Origin of the sequence: Novosphingobium aeonii, from assembly GCF_052279045.1 — a bacterium.
In the GTDB taxonomy this organism is placed as follows: domain Bacteria; phylum Pseudomonadota; class Alphaproteobacteria; order Sphingomonadales; family Sphingomonadaceae; genus Novosphingobium.
The window spans coordinates 56,554-74,032 of record NZ_CP176832.1 but is presented as its reverse complement, the minus strand read 5'-3'; the positions used below and the strand labels follow the sequence as shown (position 1 = coordinate 74,032).

Genomic DNA, 17,479 nt, shown 5'->3' with positions numbered 1-17,479 from the left:
CTCCTCCCTTTTTCGAAAGCCGCTCCGAAACACGAAAGCCCCCGTCCGGTCTGACCGGGCGGGGGCTTTCGTTTGTGGGTCAGGCGGTGCGGCCGGGGGCGGGCTTCAGGATTCGGTGGCTGAAACCTTCACGATCAGGACCTTCTCGATCCCCGCGTCGAGCCGCTTGATCGGGGGGGACATCATCGCCGAGAGCCGCGCGACGTTGACGGGCGTGAACGGCGAGGCATGGAGCCGCGCGAATTCGATCGCCGCCGCCAGCGAGGCCGCACGCAGTTCCGGCATTCGCTTCGCCAGTTCGGCGGCGCTTTCCGCCGATTTGGTCTTCACCACGATCGAGACGTGCAGCACGCCGTCGATGCGGCCGCTGTCGATGATCGGGGCGTCGATGTCGTCCATCGGAAGAAACGAGGGGTCCGGTGGGGGGAGAGGATCGGCCTTCTTGTCCTCTGCATGAGCGGAGGCGGCAAGGCCGAGCGTCACCGCAAGCAGTGCCGCGAGGGTCGTTGCACTGCGGCAGGAGGCGGGACGGGGCATTCGGCAACTCCAGATCGGGTCCGGCGCGCGCGGACCGCCTTGCGGTTTGTCCTTCTATAATAGGATGAAACCTCAGGAGTCAGGTCCAGATGAGCAGCGATCAGCGTCCGGCCAAGGTCAGGGTGTTCTCTTCCGGCGTTCCGGAGCGCAATCCTGCGGCTGCGAACGCGCCGGGCGCCTCGCCTGCGCGCCGTCGGACGGACAATGTCCAGCTTGCCGGAGTAGACAGCGGCACGGCGGCCAGGCCGCGCGAGGGCGGCGGGCTGCTCTGGGCGGCCGGCGCGGCCCTGCTGTTCCTGCTCGGCTGCCTGCTGGGCGGGGCCCTGTTCACGATGTCGGTCATGTTTCCCGGAGCCTTGATGTGATTCTTACTCGCCTGCTGGCGTCTGCCGCGCTCATCCCGGGCGCGGCGCTCGTGGCCGCGCCCACCGTGAACGCGCCCGTTACCAGCGCCACGGCCGCACCCATGCGCGTGCCCGAGCCCGCGCGGCCGGCACTGCCGCGCCCGCCGCGTCTGCCGGGCTTCGCCGCCGACCTCGCGCAGCAGCCCGCCATCGTCGGTCCCGCCGCCTGGGGCAGGATTTCGCAAGACGATGCGTGGATGCGCCTCTCCCGCGCGCCGCAGCCCGAGCGGCAGCAGGCGCGCTGGAACTATGCCCGAAGCCTGATCGGGCAGGAGCGCGGGGCAGAGGCGTTCGGCGTGCTGGAAGTCATGCGGCAGGACGATCCCGACCTGGAGATGGTCGATACCTACCGGCTGGCGCAAGGGGCGGCGCTGACCCTGCTCGGCCGTTATCCCGATGCGCTCGCCTCGCTCGGCGCGGCGGGGCTCGGCACCAATCCCGAAGCCTGCGCCTGGCGCCTGAGGGCGCTGGCGCAGAGCGCGCTGGCCGATCAGGCGCTGGGGCAGCTCGACTGCGCGCGGGGCGCGCTGACCACGCCCCGGCCCAAGGCTTTCGTGCTTGCCGCCGCCCGTGCCGCTGTCGAGGGCGGGGCACCGGCCAAGGCGATGCAGTGGCTCGCCCCGCTGCCGGATCGCGATCCGGCGGCGAACCTCTACCGTGGCCGTGCCGAACTGGCGCAGGGCCATGCCGACGAGGCGCGGCTGCGCTTCGCCCGTGTCGAGAAATCGGGCACGATGGAGCAGCGCATGGATGCGCGGCTGAGCGAGGTGGAAGCCGAAGTGGCGCACCACACCGTCGGCCCCGAGGCGGCGCTCAAGCGGCTCGATGCGATCCGCTACGCCTGGCGCGGCGATGCCATCGAGGAGCGGGCGCTGCGGCTCACCTACAAGCTCTACGATGCGCGCGGAGACCTTACCGGGGCGCTGGCGGCGGGTTCGGCCCTGTTCCGCTATCATGATGCAGGGCAGCAGGGCGCGGACTTCCTTCCCGGCCTGCGCGCCAAGCTGGCGACCGCGCTGGACCCTGCGCGCAAGCTCCCGCTCGACAAGGCGGCCGGGCTTTACTGGGACTATCGCGACATCGCGCCGGGCGGGGCCGAGGGCGACCTCATGGCCAGCCACCTGGCCGAGCGGCTCCAGCAGGCAGGGCTTTACGAGCGCGCGGCGGACCTGCTGTCCTACCAGCTCTTCGTCCGTGCCGGCGATCTGGCGCGCGGCCCGCTCTCGGCCCGCGTGGCGACGCTGTTCATCCTTGCCGGACGGCCCGACCGTGCGCTCGATACCCTGCGCAAGTCCGAGGATCCTTCGCTGCCGGATGCCATGATCGCCGCCCGCAAGCGCGTGGAGGCTGCGGCGCTCAGCCAGATCGGCCGCATCGACGAGGCCATGGCGGTGCTTCAGGACGTGCCTTCCGCCGATACCCTGCGTGCCGAGATCCTCTGGAAGCAGCGGGACTGGGCCCGTTATGCCGAGGCTTCGGCGGGCTCCCTGCCAAGCGGCCGGGCGCTGGACACAGTGGGCCAGGCGGTGGTGCTGCGTCATGCGATCTCGCTGGCCATGCTCGGCCGCGAGGAAGGGCTTGCCGGGCTTCATGCACGCTATGCGGCGGCGTTCCGGGGCCTGCCCGCCGCGCCGGTCTTCGAGATGCTGACAGGGCGCCCGGAGGAGGCAACCGGGCCGAACCTCGCGCGGGCCATGGCCGCCATGCCTTCGGCCAGTCCGGCAGGCGAGTTCGCCGACCTGCTCGAACGCGCGCCGGGAAGCGCGACCAAGGGATAGGGCGCGCCGGTCTTTCCGCGTGACGTTGATCGCGCAGGACGGGCAAACGAAAAAGGGCGCCGGGATCGAAATCCCGGCGCCCTTTTTGCTGTCCGCGTTCCTGCCCGATCAGGTCAGGAATTTCGCCAGGGACATGCTGGAGAGCTGCGCGAAGACCGAGTAGCTCGCTTCCAGGATCGTCTGGCGCTGGGTGATGTCGATCGCCACCTGGCCGAGGTCGGCGTCTTCCACCGAGCCGATCACTTCGGTCAGGAGGTTGGCGCGGTCGACGGCGCGGTCGTTGAGGGTTTCCACCTGGTTCTGCTTGCGGCCGTTCTCGGCATTCACCGCGCGCACGCTGACAAGCCCGGTGTCGAGCTGGTCGATCGCCTGCTGGATCGCCACTTTCTGCGCATCGGTGAGCTTGTCGCCATAAGGCCCTGCTTCGGCGAGCGTGCGGAAGGCGGGGATCAGGCCGGTGCCTACGTCGCTGGCGACGATGCCGTATTCCACGTCCACGCCGTCACCCATCCGGCTGGACTGGCGGACCTGGTCGTTGGTGAAGGCGTCGGCCGCGTCGAGGCCGATGGTGTCGTTCAGCGTCTTGGGCGCGAAGGGCTCGTCCGAGGTCTGCGACCCGGCGAACAGGGGCACGCCTGCCTCCTTGGCGTTGAGCGCGGTGCGCACGTCGTTGAAGGCGCCTTCGATCATCGACTGGATGCCGGGGGAATCGCCGGTGCCGATCGCCGTCATCAGCTGTTCCTGAAGGTCGGAAAGCGAGCTGTCGATCTGGTTGAGGTTGGCATCGTACATCTGCAGCGTGGTGGTCACGCGGCTGGAGATGTTCTTGTAGGACTGTTGCTGCGCCAGCATCGAGCGCGCCGAGAGCGTGCGCACCGCGTCGAGGCCGAGGCCGGCGTAGTCGGTGGCCTTCTTGGTCGATGCGAGCTGGAGCTGGCTGTTTGCAAGGCTCGCCTGCGAGCGCTGGATCGCGCCCGAAAGCGTTCTCTGCAGGGGGATGGTCGCAACGCGGGTCATCTGGAGGTCCTTATCTCAGCATACCGATCAGGGTATCGTACATTTCCGAGGCGGTGGTCATCACGCGCGCCGCAGCAGAATAGCTGTTCTGGAGGATGACCATCTGCGCCAGTTCCTCATCGACGTTGACGCCGGAGTAGCTGTCGCGGCGGTCGAGCGCGTCGCTCAGGCGCGCGGAGGCATCGGTTGCGGCGGTCTTGGCCAGCGAGGCTTCGGAGCCCGCGCTGCCCAGCAGGCGATTGGCGAAAGTGTCGATCGTCGCAGTGCCGTTCTTGCCGAAATCGACAAGGCCGGAAAGCGCGTCGACGAACGCGGTGGCGCCGCGGATATCGCCCGAACCGATCGCCTTTTCGCCAACGGCCGCATCGAGTTGCAGGCGCGCCAGCGGCAGCTTGGTGGTGTCGGACAGGACGCCGGGGCTGACTTCGGCCTTGTTGAGGCCGCTGGCCGCGCCGGTCAGCCCGGACAGCGCCGAGAAGGACAGGCCGGTGCCGTTGCGGTTGGTCGAATCCGAGGGGATCGAGATCGTCGAGCCCGAAGCGCTGGCGGTCGGCGTGAAGGCCATGCGGCCCTTGTCGTCGAGCGCGAAGCTGCCGAATGCCGCGAGCGGGCTGGCATTGAGTTCGGTGACGAGGTCGCCGAACGTCGAGCCGACCGATCCGGTCATGGTATAGTTGGCGAGGATCTTGCCGGTCGGGTCGCGCAGCACGATCTGCGCGGTTTCGCCGGTGCCGAAGCCGTGGGGATCGCTTTCGGTGAAGCCCGAAGGCGCCAGTGCGCTGCTGTCCGAGCGGACCAGGTTGTTGAGCCCGAAGAACTGGGAGAATCCCACGCCCGCACGGTCGCTGGGGGTGTCGGCATCCTGCGCCACCGCCACGCCGTTGGCGCTCGATGCGGCGCTGAACGAAAGGACGCCGTTCACGAAGCTGGCGGTGGCATCGGGCGAAAGCTGGGCGTTGATGGCGGCAACCGCGTCATCGACGGTGGCAGTGGGGCCGAGCGCGTCGAAATCGATCGTCGTCTTGGAAACGAGCGTGCCGTCCTTGGCGACAACCGCGAAGGTCGCCTTGCCGGTGAAGCCGAGCCGGTCGCTGCCGATCAGGCCGTTTTTCTCGCCGGTCAGCGTCTGCGGCGGCGGCATCGTCGTGCCTTCGTTCGAGGCCTTGTTCAGCGTTTCGGCGAGGCCGGAGAACAGCTGTCCGAGCTGTTCGGAGAAATTGGGAAGCGCGCGGTCGCGCATGTCGATGAGGCCGCCCAGCTTGCCGCCGATCGCGGTGGAATCGATCTTTTCGCCGGTGGAGGCGCCCATGGTGCCGTTGTCGGAGGCGAAGCGGATGTCGATCGCGGGGTAAGTCGCCTGCGACGCGCCTGCGCCGGACGGATAGCTGAGCTGGCGCAGCCGCTTGTCGAGCAGCACCTGGCCGGATGCGGTATCGATGGTGACGCGTCCGTCCGACTGCTCGCGCACGGTGACGTTCATCAGCCCGCTGAGTTCTTCCAGCGCCGACATGCGCTGGTCCGCCGGACCCGCGGTGCTGCGCCCCAGGCCCTGAAGGCTGGCGACTTCGTTGTTGAGGTCGTGAATGCTCTGGAGCAGCACGTTCACGCGGTCGACGGTGTAGCCGACTTCGGTCTCGACATCGCCGCGCAGGTTCGAGACATCGTCCTGCAACTGGTTGAGGGTGTCGATCGTGTCGGCGACATTGCCGGTGAACAGCGCGACCGATTGCGCCGAGCCCTGGAGGCCGGCGATCTCGTTCACCGAGGACGTGATGGCGCTGAGGCGGGCGGAAAGTCCGGACGAGGAATCGGAGGAGCCGAGCAGCGCCTGCAGGCGGTCGAGATAGCCGGACACCGCTTCGGTGCGACCGGCATTGCCCGCGCGCTGGTAGACCGCGTTCTCCAGGAACTTGTCCGCCACGCGCGAAGGCTCGCCGATGATGACGCCGCTGACACGGCCGCCGGCCACGCCGGTGCTGAGCGAAACCGCCTCGCGGGCATAACCGGCCGTGCCGACGTTGGCGACGTTGTTCGAAACCGAGCGCATCCCCGCCTGAGAGGCCGCAAGACCGGACATGGCGGAATTGAGGATTTCATTCAGGGACACTGGCTCGGTTTCCTATCAAGTCGTCGTTCTGGGATTATGGGGCGCCGGAACCCGGCGCGCCCGGTCAGCGCTTCAGGTTGCTGACTTCCTGGAGCATGTCGTCGACCGTGGTGATGATCTTCGACGAGGCGCTGTAGGCGCGCTGGAACAGGATCATGTTCGAGAATTCCTGCGCCAGGTCGACGTTGGAAGCTTCGAGCACGCCCGAGGAGATGTTGCCGCCGCCGAATGCGCCGGGCTCGTTGATGGCCACGTTGCCCGACTGCTGCGAGGCGACGTAGGCATTGCCGCTGACGCGGGTCAGGCCGTCCGGGTTCTGGAAGGTGGCGATCGGAAGCTGGTAGATCGCGCGCGTGGTGCCGTCATCGAAGACGGCGCTGACGATGCCGGTGTCCGAGATGTTCACCGAGGCCACCGTGCCCAGCATGCCGCCGTCCACGCTGGACGAGAGCAGGGCGGAATCGCTGCCGAACTGGGTCAGGCCGTCAAGCCCGTCATCCGAGCCGAGGTTGAGGCGGATCGGGCTCGAACCCGCGCCGTTGGTCCAGCCGATATCGAGGTTGGAGAACAGCGAGGCGTCCGAACCGGCAAGGTCGAGGCTGCCGTCGGCGTTGAACTTCACCGTGCCGCTGGCCAGCAGGCCGTCAGTGACGGCGGCGCCGCCGATGGTGGAGATCTCGGACGGATCGCCCGAGATTTCGGCGGCCCATTCGTTGGCGGCGGTCTTGACGAAGTTGAACGTCAGGGTGTGCGAGGTGCCCTGCGCGTCGAAGACTTCGACCGAGCGCGAGAACTGCGGCGAAAGCGCGCCCGAGGTCATCGAACCGGCGACATAGGTGCCGGTGATCGGTTCCGCGGTCGACTGCAGGTTGGCGCGCAGCTGGATCTTGGTGGTGGCCTGCGCCGCGCCGGTCAGCGCGCCGGGACGGATTGCCTCCATCGCGCCGGTGCCGCCGTTGTTGACGTAGTTGCCGTCGGAATCGAGCGGCCAGCCCATCAGGTAGTAGCCTGCGGTGTTGCGCAGGTAGCCGTCCGAGTCCGGCGTGAACGAACCGGCGCGGGTATAGGCGATGGCGCCGCTGGCGTCGGCGCTCGAACGCACGACGAAGAAGCCGGCGCCGTCGATGCCGATGTCGGTGAGGCTGCTCGAAGCCTGGAGCAGGCCCTGCTTGGAAATGAGAGCCTTGGGGGCCGCGGTGACGCCGCCCGCCGAATAGCTGCTCTTGATGTTGCCGTCGGTGACGAGGGTCTGGAACTGTGCCGAGACGCCCTTGTAGCCGATGGTGTTCACGTTGGTGATATTGTCCGCAACGGTCGCCATCGCGCTCGCCTGCGCGCCGAGGCCCGATACGCCTGCATAGAGAGCGGAATAAAGGCTCATGTCATTCTCCTGTGCGTGTCGGCCGGGAGGTCAACGCATTGGACCGGCCACCGAACAGTGCCATTGTAGGAAGAAATGGAGGGGCAACCGTGCGTGATGGCGTGAAAAATTGTGCCGACTGCCGCCGTACTGTCGCAGGTCATCCTATAACGGAGAAAGATGTCACGGGGGCTTTCGGCATGACTCTTCGCATTTCGCTTCGCAATGGCGAGCCGGTTATCGTCAACGGTGCGGTTCTGCGCGCGGTTGGCCGTACCGATCTCATGGTCGAGAACGGGGCGACGATCCTGCGCGGGCGCGACGTGATGAAGCCCGAGGAGGCAGACACCCCGGCGCGCCAGCTCTACTTCGCCTGCATGATGGCCTATATCGACCAGGCCGACCTGCCGCGCCACCAGCAGGCGCTGCTGGAGCGGCTGGAGACGCTGATGGACGCCTTGCAGTCGCACGAGGCGAAAGCGGTGTGCATCCGTTTCGCGCAGAAAGTGGCGACCGGGCAGTTCTATGCGGCGCTGGCCGACTGCCGTTGGCTGATCGGCTACGAGACCGACGCCCTGGCGCGGCTCGAATCGACGGCGCAGGCCGCCGCCGAGCCCGTTTCCGTTTCCGCCGCCTGACCGGCGCAGGATCCGCCCCATGGCCAGTCTTGCCGCCGCCGCCGCCGGTTTGCGCCTGCTCACGCCTGACCAGCGCTATGGCCGCGTGGTTGCCGTGCGCGGGGCGCTGATCGAGGTGGAGGGGCTTTCCGGCGCCGCCCAGATCGGTTCGCGCGTCACTCTGAATTCGCCCACCGGCACGGTCGAGGCGGAAGTGACCGGGCTCGACCGCGGGATCGCCCATTGCATGCCTTTCAGCGAGCCGCAGGGCATCGCGTCCGGTTCCCGCGCGGACCTTTCCGCCAGCCAGTTCGCCCTGCGTCCCTCCAGCCAGTGGCTCGGCCGCATGGTGGACGGGCTCGGCCGGCCGATCGACGGCAAGGGGCCGCTGGAACAAGGGGCGATGCTGCGCAAGATCAAGGCCTCGCCGCCCCCCGCCTCCGCGCGCGCGCGCGTGGGCTCGCGCCTTTCCACCGGCGTTCGCGCGCTCGATCTGTTCGCGCCGCTGTGCCGGGGCCAGCGCCTCGGACTTTTCGCCGGTTCCGGCGTCGGCAAGTCGGTGCTGCTCTCGATGCTGGCGCGCTGGACGGAATGCGATGTCGCGGTGATCGGCCTGATCGGCGAGCGCGGCCGCGAGGTCCAGGAATTCGTGCAGGACGATCTCGGCGAGGAAGGCCTTGCCCGCAGCGTCGTCGTCGTCGCCACTTCGGACGAGCCTGCGCTGATGCGCCGCCAGGCTGCGTGGACCACGCTGACCGTGGCCGAGCATTTCCGCGATCAGGGGCTCAACGTGCTGTGCCTGATGGACTCGGTCACCCGCTTCGCCATGGCGCAGCGCGAGATCGGCCTGGCCAGCGGCGAGCCGCCCGCCACCAAGGGCTATACGCCTACCGTCTTCGCCGAACTGCCGCGCCTGCTGGAGCGCGCCGGGCCCGGACTGCCGGGGCAGGGCGCGATCACCGGCCTGTTCACTGTGCTGGTAGACGGCGACGATCATAACGAGCCGGTCGCCGATGCCGTTCGCGGCATTCTCGACGGGCATATCGTCATTACCCGCAAGATCGCGGAGCGCGGTCGCTATCCGGCGATCGACGTGCTCAAGTCGGTCTCGCGCACCTTGCCGCACGCGCTGGGCGATGAGGAAAATCGCATCCGCCTTGCCGCGCGGCGCGAAATGGCGACGTACAACGACATGGAGGAAATGGTCCGGCTGGGCGCTTACCGCGCCGGATCGAGCGCCGAGGTGGACCGCGCCGTCGCGGTTGCCCCGATGATCGAGGAACTGCTCAAGCAGGGCAAGGGAGAGCGGGGCTTCGCGCAGGAGAGCTTCGAGATGCTGGCATCGCTCATGGTCCCGCCCGGTGAAGCCTCCGAAGACGCGCCCGAGGAAGAAATCGCATGAAGACCCCTTACGACGCCGCGCTGCGCGTGCAGCAGCGCGAGATCGACGAGATGAGCAGGGCGATCAGCACCCAGGCCGGCGCGCTCGGCGAAGTCGAACAGGCGCGCGAGCGGGTCTCGGTGTCGATGCGGCGCGAGGCCGATCTGGCGGCGGGTGACCTTGGCGTCTGTTCGCACGCCTATCTCCAGCGCATGCGCGGCGAGCGGCGGCAGCTTTCCGTCAGGCAGGCCGAACTGAAGGCCCGGCTCGAACAATTGCGCGACATGGCGGTGGATGCCTATGGCACGTTCCGCGCCATCGAGACGGCGGCGGACGGCTATCGTCAGGATGCCGAGCGCGTGATCGCCAATGCCGAACAGGCCGGGATCGACGATTTCTCCGCGATTTCGTTCATCAAGGCCCGGCGGCGCGGGCGTCCGGCATGATCGAAGGTATGGCGCTTCAGGGCGCGGCGCTTCAGGGGCTTACGCCCGCGCAGAAGGCGCAAGTGATCTATACCCAGGCCCGCAGCGAACTGTCCGGCCGGCTCTGGCGTGCGGCGCTGGGCGGCGGCGACGACGAGAAGGCCGCCGGCCTGGTCGACAAGCGCTCCGATCCATTGGGTCTCGACGGGCTTCTGGCCCTGCTGGACGAACGCACGAAAGCGGCGACGCAGCCTGTGGCCGTGCCTGCTGCGGAGCGGCAGCCTTCCTGTTCCGGCGCTTCCGAAGACTGGCAGGACGGGGAGCGCGGCCCGCGCCGCGATGGCGGCGGGGACGGCGCGGATGCGGGTTCCGACGGCGGCGGCCCGCTGGCGATGCAGGGCGGACCGAACGCCCGATATTCCGGTATTCTCGGGGCGGCGGCATCGCGCACCGGCATACCGGCGGCGGCGCTCGCCACGATCGTCAACGCCGAAGCGGCCAAGGGCGCGGACGGGCGCTGGTTGCCCTATTCCCGCAATCCCCGCTCCAGCGCGGCCGGTCTCGGGCAATTCCTGAATGGTACCTGGGAGGGGCAGGCCGAACGCGAAGGGACCTGGCTCCACGCCATGGCGCAGCAGAACGGCTGGCTCAACGAGCGGGGCCATGTGCGCGGCGAAAGTCGCGGCGCGCTGCTGGCGCTGCGTTACGATCCGCAGGCCGCGATCGAGACGACGGCGGACTATGCGCGGGCCAACCTGGATGCCCTGCGCGGCTCGGGCGTGCGCATCGGCGGCAGCGTCGTGGAACTCGCACAGTCGGCCTATCTCGGCCACCACCTGGGGCTGGGCGACGCGGTTCGTTTCCTCAAGGGCGGCCTCGATCCCGAGCGTGCGCGCAAGCTGCTCAATGCCCAGGTCGGCACGACCAGCGCGACTCACCGAATCGAGATGGCCGGAAGCGCGGTTGCCGCGCACCGCTCGTGGTTAATGGATTATGTAGGGCGCAACATCAGGCCGGAAAAGTTTGCCGGTTGACGCCTTTCCCGGCTGCGCCGTGCTCCGGTTGCGGCAGAAAATATAGGAAATATAGGAAAACTGATATAGGATTAACCTCTCGTTCAGAAATTCACGAGACAACGGTCTCGTTGAAGGGGCAGCGGCGGCGATGGGCGCCCGGCGCTTCCCGACTGACCGGGGGTTCACCATGTCGAAGATCACTGTTGCTCTGGAAGCCGCGGTTGCGACCGTCCGGGACAATATGCCGGCCGAGGGCGAGGCGCAGTCACCGCGCCAGCGGGTCGTCGTCGATCGCGCCTTCGGGCGGATCATCAAGCTGATCGCACCGCGCATCCGCCACTTCATCCGCCAGTACGGCCTCGTCGCTCACTGGGACGATGCCGAACAGGTCTGTGCGATCGCCGTTCACCGCGCGATCCAGGCCTATGAACCGGAAAAGGCGCAATTCACCACTTTCGTGAACTGGCAGATCCGGGGCGAACTCCAGAGCCTGCGCTTCCGCCTGATGACCGACCAGCGCCCTTCGGCTCGGAAGGTGGAGGCGACCACGGTTTCTCTCGACGCGATCAGCGTGGGCGAGGACGGCGAAGGCCAGTCGATCGTCGCCTCGATCGAGGATGAGGACGCGCTGAACCGCACCGAAGCCGGTGCGTCGGACTATCTCGCGCGCTCGGCCATGGCCTCGCTGACGGAAAGCTACGTCGAGCATCTGCGCAATATCGGCATCGAGCGCATCCAGCGCCGCGCCCAGCCGAAGAAGGCGGTGCGGGCAGAAGCTGGCACCCGGCGTTCGGTCTGGCGCACGGGCAAGGCGGCGATCGATCCGGTGGAACTGGCCGAACTCGAGGAACGTCTGGAGCACAACCGCAAGGTCGTGGAAGGGCGCCTGTTCGACATCGCCACGCTGGACATGATCGAGGACGAGACCGGCGTTGCCAAGGAGCGTGTCCGCCAGATCGCCAAGCGCGCGGCCAAGACCATGAGCGACCTTGCCGGCGCTGATCCGCGCTTCCTGATGATGGCGGAATACCGCCAGTCCATGGTGGCACCGGCTTCCGCGCACTGATGGATTTCCCGCGAGATCCGGCAAGGCCGGATCTCGCCGCCGCGCAGAAGTGCGGCCTTGTACGGGGCGCTTACGCCGCCTGCAAACTATTGGTTCCATGCAAGTAACTGGGATCAGGCCGGAATTTCGGTTCTATACTCAGACCTTCCATGGATCGGGACAAAATTGCGCTTTCCAGCCCGGTAGATGATCGTCCATTCTCTATAATGGACCGCAAGTATCGGGAGGTTTTTCATGATTTTCGGTTTCCCCGACCCGGTCCGCAAGGGCCGGGTTTCCTTTCTGCTGTCCGGGGCCGGCCGCACTGCGCTGGCGGTGGTCGGCGGCGGTGTGCTGCTGGCCGGGAACGCCGGTGCCGCGCTGGCGCAGGGGTGGCTGGAAACGGCGCTCGGTGCGCCCGAAGGGCTGACGGTCAAGGGCGAAGTGCGCGCCCGCGTCGAAGGGATCGACGGGCAGTTCCGCCCCAACGCGGCGCAGGACGATGCGCTGCTCGCGCTCAAGACCACGCTCCAGGTGGAATATGACGGCGGCCCATGGCGTGTTGGCGGGGAACTGTGGGATGCGCGCGCCTATGGCGAAAAGTCGAACTCTTCGGCGGGCACCAACGAAGTCGATGCGATGGAACTGGTTCAGGCCTATGTCGGGCTGGACTTCGATATGGCGGGCGGCACCAAGGGACAGTTGACTGCCGGGCGCTTCACCATGAACGTGGGTTCGCGCCGGCTGGTTGCGCGGCAGGCCTTCCGCAACACCACAAATGCTTTCACCGGGGCGAACTTCCAGTGGAAGGGCCACGGCGGCGATCAGTTCACTGCATTCTGGGCGATGCCGCAACTGCGCCTGCCCGATGATCGCGAAGGCATCCACGAAAATTCGGTCAAGTGGGACAAGGAGACCACCGGCCTCCAGTTCTACGGCGCCAGCTTCACCAAGGGCGGGGTTCTGGGCGGTACTCTTGAAGTCTACGCCTATGGCCTCGACGAGCGCGACGGAGCCGACCGGCCGACCCGCAACCGCCATCTCTACACGCCCGGTCTGCGGGCATGGCGCAAGCCGACCGCCGGCAAGTTCGACTACGACCTGGAAGGCGCCTACCAGTTCGGCTCCACCCGCCTGACGACCTCCGGCGCCGACGTGACCGACCTCGACGTTTCCGCCTACCTGATCCATGCCGAGTTCGGGCGCACCTTCGGCGGCGGCTGGCAGCCGCGCCTTTCGGCGGACTTTGACCTGGGCAGCGGCGACAAGGCGGGATCGAAAAGCTACAACCGCTTCGACACCCTGTTCGGCGCGCGTCGCTTCGATTTCGGCCCCACCAGCCTCTATGGCGCGATCGGCCGCTTCAACCTGATGTCGGGCGGCGTGCGCGGCGAAGTGAAGCCGGACAAGGTTTCCGATATCATGGTCATGTATCGTGCGCTCTGGCTGGATTCGAAGACGGACAGCTTTTCCTCGACAGGCGTGCGTGACGCGGCGGGAGAGAGCGGTCGCTTCGGCGGGCATCAGATCGAGGCGCGCTATCGCCGCACCCTGATCCCCGATGTGCTGCGTGTGGATACCGGTGTGGCCTATCTCGCCAAGGGGCGTTTCCTGAAGGAGGCGCCCAATGCACCGAAGAGCGGCGACACGAAATATGGCTACGTCGATCTCTACTTCGATTTTTGACCTATAATAGAACCGTACCCCGAGCATTGCTCCGCCCGTCACTCTCCTGAGCCGGGCGGAGCAGGCGCTTCCGCGGTTCCTCTTGAGCCGGCGCTGCCGCCTCAGTCCATCGGTACGAGCCCGGCCGCGAAAGCGATACGGAGCACTTCGGACAGGCTGCGCACCTGGAGCTTTTCCATCAGCTTGGCGCGGTAGATTTCCACCGTGCGCGGACTGATGTCGAGATCGTGGGCGATGACCTTGTTCGACTGACCGTCGATCAACCCCTTGAGCACGTCCAGTTCGCGCGGTGAAAGCTGCTCCAGCAGGGAGATCGCCTTTTCCTTGCGGCGCTCCTCCACAGTGGAGGCCGCCTGCTGGGAGAATGCCGATTCCACCGCCCCCATCAACTTGAGATGGTCACAGGGCTTCTCGATGAAGTCGACCGCACCCAGCTTCATGGCCTGGACCGCCACCGAGACGTCGCCTTCCCCGGTGAGCACGATCGGCACGAAGCGCGTGGGGCGCCCGCCCACGGTGCTCAGGACCTGGATGCCGGTGGTGCCCGGCATGTGCAGGTCCAGCAGCAGGCACCCCGGTTCGAGCGTGGCCGCCGCCTCCAGAAAGGCGTCGCCGGAATCGAAGCTGGTGATCCGGCTGTTGCCGATCATCGACAGCAGGTATTCGAGCGAGGTCCTTACGGCGAGATCGTCGTCGACGATGTAGATGCGTCGCGACGTCATCCGGTCTTCAGCTCCAGCTCTGAATAAGTGGGCAGGGTGAAGTCGACCGCCGCGCCGCCGCCCGCGACATTGCGCACCGAAAAGCGCCCGCCATGCGCTTCCACGATACGTCGGCAGATCGAAAGCCCCAGTCCCATGCCGTTGGCCTTGGTGGAGGCAAAGGCTTCGAAGGGGCGGCTGATGATGGCCTCGGGCATTCCGGGGCCGTTGTCGGCTACACTGACCATGATGTGGCCATCATGCAGTTGGCGGGTGGATATGGTGATTTCGGGCGACTCGTTGTTATGGCCTTCGAGGGCGTCGAAGGCATTGTTGATGACGTTGACCAGAACCTGCTGAATCTGGATGCGATCGGCAAGGATGCAAGGTGCCGCGCCGAGAGGAAGGTAGTGCAGGCGAACGCCCGGCGCACGGCTACGGGCCCGGGCGAGCTGGAGCGTCTCGGCTATCACGTCCTCCAGCGGTTCGGCGCGGATATCCAGTTCTCCCCGCGTGACGAAGGCGCGCATGCGGCGGATGATCGCGCCGGCGCGCAGCACCTCCTGCCGTGCGAGGTCGAGCATGTAGCGAAGCTGCCGGGGATCGCCGTCACGCTCCATCAGGAGGTCCACGGCGCCCAGCAGGTTAGACGTCGCGGTCAGCGGCTGGTTGAGCTCATGCGCAAGGCCGGCCCCCATCTCGCCCATCGCACTGACCCGCGAGGCGTGGAGGAACTGTTCGCGCAGTTCGTTCAGGCGCGCCTGTGTCGCCAGCTGCTCACGCAGGTTGCGGATGAAGGCGATGGCGATGCGCTCGTTGCCGATGTTCGCGGCGCCGACCGCAATCTCGATCGGAAGTTCGTTGCCTTCGCGGTCCAGCCCCGCGGTGATCCGGGGCGGCGTCGGGGGCGTGAGGCTGCGCAGCGCCGGTTCGGGCGAAGGACGGACATATTGCGGCAGCAGCATCCGCACATCCTTGCCCAGCACCTCATGCGCGGCATAGCCGAAAAGTGTTTCCGCCGTGGCCGAGAAGGAGCGGATCTGCCCGTTCCCGTCGATGGTGATCATCGCTTCCGGCACGGTCTCCAGGATCGAGCGCAGCTCGGATTCGCGGGAGCGGAGCATTTCCGCATGCCGCTCTCGCTCGCTGGCATCCATCACGATGCCGATCATCGAAACGTCCCATGCCGCTTCGCCCCGGTGGATGTGGACAGTGCCCTCCACGATGTCGGGCATGTCCGGCCGGATCGAGCGGAAGCGGAAGGCGTGGCGTCCCGGTTGCCAGTGCTCGGGCGTGGCGGGCGGCAGGAATGTCGTGTCGAACGTGGTGGCGAGGTGGCCGATCCAGTCCGACATGCCGCCCTGGAAGGCGCCGGGCTCCACTCCGAACAGGCGCTCCGCATGGCCGTGGAAGACGAAGGAATCGGATTTGCTGGACCATTCGAAGATGCCCAGCTCATGCAGGTCCACCGCCAGAGAAAGGCGGGCATCGCTGGCCAGCATGGCATCCTCGGCCTGCTGGCGGGCGGTGATGTCGGTCATCGACAGGACCACCATTGCCGGCAGGTCCGAGCGGGGCTGCACGGCCTGACGCCCCAGCAGGATGCGCAGGGATGTGCCGTCCGCGTGGAAGGCGTTGATTTCGCACTCCTGCCGCTGGCCGCCGAGCAGGCTCTCCTCTTCCCCGGGCGAAAGCGGGGGCGCGCCGGTCAGCTCGTGTTCGAAACGGCCGAGCGCCTGTTCGGACGACCAGCCGTAGAGACGCTCGCAGCCGCGCGACCAGCGCAGGATCTTGCCGTCAGGATCGGTGATCGCGATCGGGGCTTCGTCCAGCGCGAGATTGACGGCCCAGCGCGCTCCGCTTTCGCGCGCGATCCGCATCCAGGCCCAGGCGATCAGCGCGCAGGACAGCGTGACTTGCGCCACGACCTGGACGATCTGGGCAAGCTCCGGCCCGATCTGGCCCGAGCGTTCCCCCAAGAAGCGGAGCAGCGCGGAAATTACCGGCACCGAGACGCACAGGATCAGGCACCACTGGAGCGTGCCCGAACCGAACCCGCAGGCGGGGTTGCGGGGCCAGGCGTACTGGCGCCGCAGCGCGATGATGCCGATGGCCAGCATGCTGAGGGCAAGAGCAGTCGGGATCGACATGAGCGCATGGCGGGTGGCGGGCGCGAGGTTGCTGATGCCCAGCGGGACCAGGCTTCCGGCGATAGCGGCGATGGCGATCGCCACGCAGGCGAACGTGACGGTCATCCGGCGGAACATGCCGCTGCGGGAGGCCACTGCCATGGCGGCCAGGCAGACCAGCACGATCGTGATGGCGGGCAGCATGCCGGGGCGGCCGGGGAAGGGGCGCAGCTGGTGGCGGATGCTCTCCGGGAAGAGCAAGGGGTCGGTCCCGAAGGAGTACCCTGACAATTCCTGTACGAGGGCCGCCGATCCTATAAGCAGGGGAAGCACCAGAACCCAGCGGCTGGCGTCGCGCCTGCCCAGGCCGGCGAGAATAACGGATATGCCGATGACAAGGCAGGAAACCGCCGTCTGCGGCTGCATCAGGAAGTCGCTTCCGCCCAATCCGGCAAGGCCCGGTTTCCCGAGATACCAGCCGGACAGGACGATCACGCAAACAAGGTGCGCCACGGCGACGAAGACGGGAACGGCCGGAACCATCCTTACAGGAAGCGACCCGCCCATGCGCTGTGGCGGAGGATTCAATTCCTGCATTCCGACCCGCTTATTGCGCCCTGACTTTCCAGTATCAGGACGTTCGGGCCATTAAGGGTTTGGACGTGTTTGTAAATAGACGGGGTAGACGGTCCTCGGCCAATCTCCCCGGGGCAGGCAGTAAGCGATTGATAATCTTTTCGAAAAAATTACTAACCGCGGATAAGTATGATTCCTTAGTTGCCGGTCCCGTTCTCGTTTGCAAGTCCTTCGATAATCGCGCGATTAACGACAATGAGATCGTCGATGGTATCGCGGCCGGTAATGACCTGCGATGTGTACTTCTCTACCCACATTCCGATAGAAATGATCCGGGCGCGCAAGTCATCGGGAAGTTGATTGCCTTCGGTTGCACACATCGTCGAAAACGTGGTCCACGCCTGACGGTTGCGGTGCAGGGACGGCGCGAGCGCCGCGCCGCGAAGGCCGGCATCGCGCGCGGCGATCATCTCGCCGGTGATCTGGCTCATCAGCCGGTATTCGTTCCGGCGTGGCGTGGCCGCGATCTGCTGCACGCGCTGATAGGCATTGAGTGACATGTTGGCTCCCGCGAGGACGACTGCCTTCTCCATATAGGACGAAGCGGGGCAAAACGGTCGCGGGTTTGCGGTGAGCCGCATGGCCTCGGGAAAATCCGGTGGTGTGGCACCGGCCCCGGCGCAAGCATCCTATAACTAAC

15 protein-coding genes are annotated in these 17,479 nt (G+C 66.8%); 8 read left to right on the top strand and 7 right to left on the bottom strand.

Annotated features, from left to right (window positions below):
• Positions 1 to 105: 105 nt before the first annotated feature.
• Positions 106 to 537 carry a flagellar basal body-associated FliL family protein gene (locus ACLIMP_RS00400; protein ID WP_324696799.1) on the bottom strand — a complete coding sequence of 144 codons (432 nt, stop codon included), beginning with the start codon at positions 535 to 537 and terminating at the stop codon, positions 106 to 108.
• 89 nt (positions 538 to 626) lie between these two features.
• On the opposite strand from ACLIMP_RS00400, the gene ACLIMP_RS00395 reads away from it, so the two are divergent.
• Both ACLIMP_RS00395 and ACLIMP_RS00390 read left to right on the top strand, forming a co-directional pair.
• A complete protein-coding gene (locus ACLIMP_RS00395) occupies positions 627 to 902 on the top strand; it encodes a hypothetical protein (protein WP_054437921.1) in 276 nt (91 codons plus the stop codon).
• A complete protein-coding gene (locus ACLIMP_RS00390; protein WP_324696797.1) occupies positions 899 to 2,719 on the top strand; it encodes a hypothetical protein in 1,821 nt (606 codons plus the stop codon). The genes ACLIMP_RS00395 and ACLIMP_RS00390 overlap by 4 nt, the downstream gene beginning before the upstream one ends.
• A gap of 108 nt (positions 2,720 to 2,827) precedes the next feature.
• On the opposite strand, the gene ACLIMP_RS00385 is transcribed toward ACLIMP_RS00390, so the two are convergent.
• The 3 genes from ACLIMP_RS00385 to flgE form a co-directional block, all read right to left on the bottom strand.
• Positions 2,828 to 3,736 (bottom strand): flagellin family protein, encoded by a 909-nt coding sequence (locus ACLIMP_RS00385; protein WP_185998681.1) that lies wholly within the window; start codon positions 3,734 to 3,736, stop codon positions 2,828 to 2,830.
• A 10-nt stretch (positions 3,737 to 3,746) separates the two neighbouring features.
• Positions 3,747 to 5,843 (bottom strand): flagellar hook-associated protein FlgK, encoded by a 2,097-nt coding sequence (gene flgK, locus ACLIMP_RS00380; protein ID WP_054437915.1) that lies wholly within the window; start codon positions 5,841 to 5,843, stop codon positions 3,747 to 3,749.
• A gap of 64 nt (positions 5,844 to 5,907) precedes the next feature.
• A complete protein-coding gene (flgE, locus tag ACLIMP_RS00375) occupies positions 5,908 to 7,224 on the bottom strand; it encodes a flagellar hook protein FlgE (RefSeq protein ID WP_132469135.1) in 1,317 nt (438 codons plus the stop codon).
• Between the two features lie 179 nt (positions 7,225 to 7,403).
• On the opposite strand from flgE, the gene ACLIMP_RS00370 reads away from it, so the two are divergent.
• The 6 genes from ACLIMP_RS00370 (at position 7,404) to ACLIMP_RS00345 (ending at position 13,373) form a co-directional block, all read left to right on the top strand.
• Positions 7,404 to 7,841, top strand: a complete 438-nt coding sequence (locus tag ACLIMP_RS00370) for a flagellar biosynthesis repressor FlbT (RefSeq protein ID WP_132469134.1) — start codon at positions 7,404 to 7,406, stop codon at positions 7,839 to 7,841.
• Between the two features lie 19 nt (positions 7,842 to 7,860).
• Positions 7,861 to 9,222, top strand: a complete 1,362-nt coding sequence (gene fliI, locus ACLIMP_RS00365) for a flagellar protein export ATPase FliI (protein ID WP_324696791.1) — start codon at positions 7,861 to 7,863, stop codon at positions 9,220 to 9,222.
• Positions 9,219 to 9,647: a hypothetical protein gene (locus tag ACLIMP_RS00360; RefSeq protein ID WP_054437911.1), complete on the top strand. Its 429-nt coding sequence runs from the start codon at positions 9,219 to 9,221 to the stop codon at positions 9,645 to 9,647. The genes fliI and ACLIMP_RS00360 overlap by 4 nt, the downstream gene beginning before the upstream one ends.
• The gene (locus ACLIMP_RS00355; protein WP_324696789.1) at positions 9,644 to 10,660 is read left to right on the top strand and encodes a peptidoglycan-binding protein; all 1,017 of its coding nucleotides are present in this window, start codon (positions 9,644 to 9,646) and stop codon (positions 10,658 to 10,660) included. Before ACLIMP_RS00360 ends, ACLIMP_RS00355 begins: the two co-directional genes overlap by 4 nt.
• Positions 10,661 to 10,829: 169 nt before the next feature.
• Positions 10,830 to 11,708 (top strand): sigma-70 family RNA polymerase sigma factor, encoded by an 879-nt coding sequence (locus ACLIMP_RS00350; RefSeq protein ID WP_054437908.1) that lies wholly within the window; start codon positions 10,830 to 10,832, stop codon positions 11,706 to 11,708.
• 234 nt (positions 11,709 to 11,942) lie between these two features.
• Positions 11,943 to 13,373, top strand: coding sequence for an alginate export family protein (locus ACLIMP_RS00345; RefSeq protein ID WP_324696786.1), 1,431 nt, complete (start codon positions 11,943 to 11,945; stop codon positions 13,371 to 13,373).
• 101 nt (positions 13,374 to 13,474) lie between these two features.
• Here the strand turns inward: ACLIMP_RS00345 and ACLIMP_RS00340 are convergent, their stop codons facing one another.
• The 3 genes from ACLIMP_RS00340 to flaF all read right to left on the bottom strand — a co-directional run bounded on the left by ACLIMP_RS00340 (position 13,475) and on the right by flaF (position 17,339).
• A complete protein-coding gene (locus tag ACLIMP_RS00340; RefSeq protein ID WP_054437906.1) occupies positions 13,475 to 14,095 on the bottom strand; it encodes a response regulator transcription factor in 621 nt (206 codons plus the stop codon).
• Complete coding sequence (locus ACLIMP_RS00335) at positions 14,092 to 16,791, bottom strand: PAS domain S-box protein (RefSeq protein ID WP_443477983.1); 2,700 nt, start codon at positions 16,789 to 16,791, stop codon at positions 14,092 to 14,094. The genes ACLIMP_RS00340 and ACLIMP_RS00335 overlap by 4 nt, the downstream gene beginning before the upstream one ends.
• Positions 16,792 to 16,976: 185 nt before the next feature.
• Positions 16,977 to 17,339, bottom strand: a complete 363-nt coding sequence (gene flaF / locus ACLIMP_RS00330) for a flagellar biosynthesis regulator FlaF (protein WP_132469174.1) — start codon at positions 17,337 to 17,339, stop codon at positions 16,977 to 16,979.
• Between the last annotated feature and the right edge of the window lie 140 nt (positions 17,340 to 17,479).